The organism is Micromonospora tarensis, assembly GCF_016803395.1.
Classification (GTDB): domain Bacteria; phylum Actinomycetota; class Actinomycetes; order Mycobacteriales; family Micromonosporaceae; genus Micromonospora; species Micromonospora tarensis.
Map to the genome: position 1 here is coordinate 1 of NZ_JAEVHL010000370.1, position 4,453 is coordinate 4,453.

Below are 4,453 nucleotides of genomic sequence, written 5' to 3' on the forward strand. Positions count from 1 at the left end.
CCTGCGGGGGTACGGGCGCAGGCCGGCCGGCCGCCGTGCCGGGACGGGGTCCCGGTACGACGGCCGGCGGCGTGGGTGTGCGGGTAGGTCACGCGTACAGCTTCATCGGGGCGTACTTCTGGCGGGGGAAGACCTTGTCGACCTCCGCGTTGGTGAGCCCGAACCGGCCCTGGGCCACCGCGCCGTAGACGTTGAACATGTTGTTGTACTCCGGCACGTCACCGGAGTCCAACTTGTCCAGCCCGTTCCAGGTGCCGAGCAGCGAGCCGGCCAGCTTCTTGCCGGAGAGCAGGGTGACCACCCCGCCGTGCCCGTGGTCGGTGCCGCCGCTGTTGGAGCCGACCCGACGGCCGAACTCGCTGGACACCATGATCGTCACGTCGGCGGCCTGCGGACCGAGGTCGGTGAAGAACGCGGCCATCGCGCTGGCCAGCTCGTTCAACCGGCGGTACAGCTGCCCGCCCTCGCGGGTGCCCTGGTTCTCGTGGGTGTCGTAGCCACCCATGCCGACGGTGGCGACCCGGACGTTGGCACCGCCCTTGATCAGCTGGGCGAGTTGCTGGAACGCGTTGCCGACGCCCTCGTACTTGACGCCCTCGGCGGGCTGGTACGGCTTCGCGGCGAGCTTCTGGGCGGTGGCCAGCGCGCCCATCCCCTCCTGCACTGCCTCCTCCACCGGGTGGTTGATCCCGGTGAAGAGCCCCTTGATGGCCTTCTCGGTGGCGGCCCGGAACCGCTCGTCACCGTTGAGCCGCAGCGAGCCGACGTTGTTCAGCGACAGCGCGCCGTTGTTGCCGACCAGCGAGCGGGGCAGGGTGCTGCCGATGCCGACGCTGCGGAACGCGGTGCCCTTGCCGAGGTTGTCCACCAGACCGTCCAACCAGCCCCGGCCGCCGGTCTCGTTCGGCAGCCCACCCAGGTTGCAGGCGTCGGCGGCCTGGAAGTGGCTACGCGACAGCCGCTCGTCGGAGACCGCCGGGATGAAGCCCAACTGACCGGCCGTGAGCCACTTCTCCAGCGGCTTGAACGCGCCGGTCAGCTTGAAGCCGCGGCCCAGGGCCAGCGAGTCGTTGCCGAGCAGCAGGTCGGGGCGGGCCTTGTTGAGCACCGCGTCGTTGTCCGGCGCGACCAGGCTCAACCCGTCCAGCCCGCCGTAGAGGAAGACGTGGATCAGGGTGCCGGTCTTGGTCGCCGCGAACGACGCCGACGTGGTGACGAACTGGGCGGTGGCCAGCGCGGTGGCGGTGGCCGCGGCACCGGCGACAAAGGTCCGCCGGGTGACGCCGCGACCGTCCTGCTGGGCCTCCTCCAGGTTCTCCAGGGTGCGGTAGCGGTCGAACTCGGCGGCGTTCTCGGCGGCGACGATGTCCGCCTCGGCGCGCAGCAACGCCTCGGCCGGGTTGTCGGCCAGCCGCCGCACGTCGGGGCATTCGGGGTGCAGGGGGAAAGAGTTGTACACAGTCTTCTCCATCGGGTGCCTCACCTGAGGTGGTGCTGGGGGGAAGCGAGGATCGCCCGCGCGACGGCGGTGATGGCCCCGTTGAATGTGGCGTCGACCTTGCCGGTCGCCGGCACGCCGGCCACGCCGAGGATGAGGTTCTTCTCCTTGGTGCTCAGCTTCTGGCCCACCAGCCGCAGGGACAGCGCGTCGACGTAGGCCCCGGCGGTCGCCGGCGGCTTGGCGATCAGCTTCTCCGGTGCCGTGTACGTGAAGGCGGTGCGGTAGCCGGCGATGATCTCGCCCGCCTCGTTCCAGCCGTTGACCATGGTGCCGGCCGAGGTCCAGGCGACGTAGACGTCCGGGTAGCCGTCCGGGGTCGGGTGGCCCATCGGGTAGTGGCCCAGCTCGCGGAGCTTGTCGTGGATCTGGCGCAGGCCCCGGGCGTACGGGGTGCGCTTGTTGTCGCCGTTGTTGTGCTTCGGCGACGCCTCCGGCGAGACACCCAGGGTGCGGTACGTGGCGACCAGGTACTCCATCGGCCGGCGCACCTTCTGGCCCACCCCGGCCCAGAACTCCGAGGAGCAGAACAGCGCCATCAGCACCGGCTTGATCATGCCCTTGTTGGTGACGTACGTCTTGGCCAGCCGGTCCACCAGGGACTTCGGCGGGGTGTCCGAGACGAACCGGGTCGCCAGGCTCTGTGCCACGTACTTCGCCGTCGACGGGTGCGTGGCGATGTAGGAGATGTACGCGTCGATCGCGGCTTCGGCCTTCTTCGGGTCGGCCGAGCTGTTCGCGTGGGTGAAGCCGAGGATCTTCACCTTGCCGACGTAGTGCTGCTCCGGGCGGAAGACGTACCTGCCCTTGTCGTCGACACCACGGCCGGTCTGCAACATGGCCGCCTGCCGGACGTCCGGCTCCTTGTAGCCGCCGTCGACGCCGACCGAGTACAGCTCGAGGTTCTCCCGGGCGAGGTTCTCGTTGATGGCGTCCTTGCGGGAGTCCTTCTGGTTCAAATAGATCAGCAACGCGGGGTGCTTGTTCGCGGCGATCAGCATCTCCGGGTAGCTGCCCAGCGCGTGCTTGCGCACCACGTCCTGGTCGAACGAGTTGCGGTACACCTCGCCGCCGTCGAAGTCCGCCGCGACGTGCAGGAAGTCGTTCCAGAAGTCGACCATCACCTCGAACAGCTGGCGCTTGGACCAGATCTGCCGGGCGATGGTGGCGTCGACCATCTCCCGCTCCGGCTGGGCGCCCTGTTCGTTGAGCTGGTCGCGCTGGTCGCGCAACTGCTGCACGCTGAGCTTCTGGGTGGGCAGCTCGGCGAGCTTCAGCTCGGCCTTGCTCGGCTCCAGCTTCTCCGGGTCCAGTTGAGCCCGGATCCAGGCGTCGATGCCCTGCCTCTTGATGTCGGCGACCACCGCGGGCGTCACCCCGAAGGTGGCACGCCGGGCCAGGTGCAGGATCGGGTCCTTGGCCAGCACGGTCTTCACTGTCACCTGGGTCGCCGCCGCCGCGGCGGCCGGGCCGGAGAAGCTCCGTCCACCGGCCGGCGCGTTCTTCTTCAGCGCCTCACCGGCCCGGGAGCCCATGTAGCTCTCGTTCTGCTCGGTGTAGGTCCGCACGGTGCTGGGCTGCTGGCCGCTGGGCCGCGCCGCGGTGCCGTCGGTCACCGTGCTGCCGGTCGCGTCGCCGGCCAGCGCCTCGTCACCGAAGAGGCCACGGATCTGCGGGGTCATGGCGAGCGCGGCGCCACCGGCGACGACCGCGGCGGTGCCGCCGATGGCCACCATCGCCTTGCGTCGGCCGACCTTGCGGCCCGGCTCGTCGCCATCGTCCAGGGTGGGCAGTCCGGTGCCGGGCGGGCCGGGGCCGGACGGCCGAGGCCCTCCGGTCCGACCCACTGCGGGCCGCGAGCGGCGGGCTGCGCGGCGTACTGCTCACGCGGGTCGGTCGGCGCGGGGTAGCCGCCCTGGTAGGGGTGGGGCGTGTCGTATCCGTAGGGCGCGGCCGCGGTGGGGTCGCCGTAGCCGTCCGCGTTGTGGTGCTGACGTCCGTCCCAACCGCGGTCGTCCCGCGGTCGACGTGGTGGCACATTCTGGTCGGCCATGTACCAATCCCGATTTCTGATGAGCGCCGGAAGCTGCGACCGGGCAGGTGCGGCAGGTGCGGCGACTGTTGCCTGAGGGGGTTGCTACGGCAAAGTAACCAAGGCCGCAGGGCCCATCAAGGCGGGCCGAACGCGCTCGTGAGGGCACTTAAGACAGCCCTCAGTGCGACGGCGGCGGCCGACCGCGGGGTGGGGCCGGGCGCGGACCTTCCCAGCAGGGCGTACGCGCGGCAGCCGGACACGGACCGGACCACAGCGCCGTACGCGACACGTTGGGCCGCGTTCACCACCAAAGGCAAACTTAAGGTTCAGGTAAGCCGGACCTGAGACGACCTCGCGTGCGGCAAAAGTAGCAGCAGCGGGCGAGCGTGAGCCGCCGTCGCAGCGGGTATGCCGCCGAACCGCTGAACGCGTGAGGGGAAGGCAGCGCCATGCTCAGCAAAGAGGATCAGCGCAGATTCGACCAGATCACCCGTCAGCTCCGGGAAAGTGACCCGGCCTTCTTCAAGAAACTGGACCACCGGGTTCGGGCCCGCAGGGGCCGTTACCTGATGTTGTTGACCATCGTGCTGTGGGCGTCGCTACCGGCGATAGCCGTGTTCGCCGGTCGGCTGACCGGGGCGATCTGCGCGGTGGTCCTGGTGGCGAACGCCGCGATCATGTGGCGGTTCCGCCGCCGCTGGACATGACCGCTCAACCGCTCGAGGGGATGCCCACGCCGGCGCACGTGACAGCTCACCGGTCGGCCGGGCCGAACGCCCGGTACGCGCGGCGCAACCGTTCGAGCGTTCCCGGGCCACCAATGGCCGGGGCCGGCGCTCCGAGCTGGCGCAGCAGCAGGTCGGTGCCGGTCACCAGTCGGGGCGGCCGATCCGGCACGTCGGGCGCGAAGACGGCCAACG

Annotated in this window: 3 protein-coding genes; 1 reads left to right on the plus strand and 2 read right to left on the minus strand. The window is 70.2% G+C overall.

Annotation, left to right across the window (positions count from 1 at the left end):
- Positions 1 to 88 precede the first annotated feature (88 nt).
- A complete protein-coding gene (locus JM949_RS33965) occupies positions 89 to 1,471 on the minus strand; it encodes a DUF1501 domain-containing protein (RefSeq protein ID WP_203152117.1) in 1,383 nt (460 codons plus the stop codon).
- Between the two features lie 8 nt (positions 1,472 to 1,479).
- Positions 1,480 to 3,345, minus strand: a complete 1,866-nt coding sequence (locus JM949_RS33970) for a DUF1800 domain-containing protein (RefSeq protein WP_309232443.1) — start codon at positions 3,343 to 3,345, stop codon at positions 1,480 to 1,482.
- Positions 3,346 to 3,982: 637 nt separating this feature from the next.
- Between JM949_RS33970 and JM949_RS33975 the strand changes: the two genes are divergently transcribed.
- Positions 3,983 to 4,240, plus strand: coding sequence for a DUF3040 domain-containing protein (locus tag JM949_RS33975; RefSeq protein WP_030330224.1), 258 nt, complete (start codon positions 3,983 to 3,985; stop codon positions 4,238 to 4,240).
- Positions 4,241 to 4,453: the final 213 nt, after the last annotated feature.

Bases quoted from the DNA above. Each gene is read 5' to 3' on its own strand.
- JM949_RS33965 (WP_203152117.1), bottom strand. From the start codon at position 1,471: ATGGAGAAGACTGTGTACAACTCTTTCCCCCTGCACCCCGAATGCCCC.
- JM949_RS33975 (WP_030330224.1), top strand. From the start codon at position 3,983: ATGCTCAGCAAAGAGGATCAGCGCAGATTCGACCAGATCACCCGTCAG.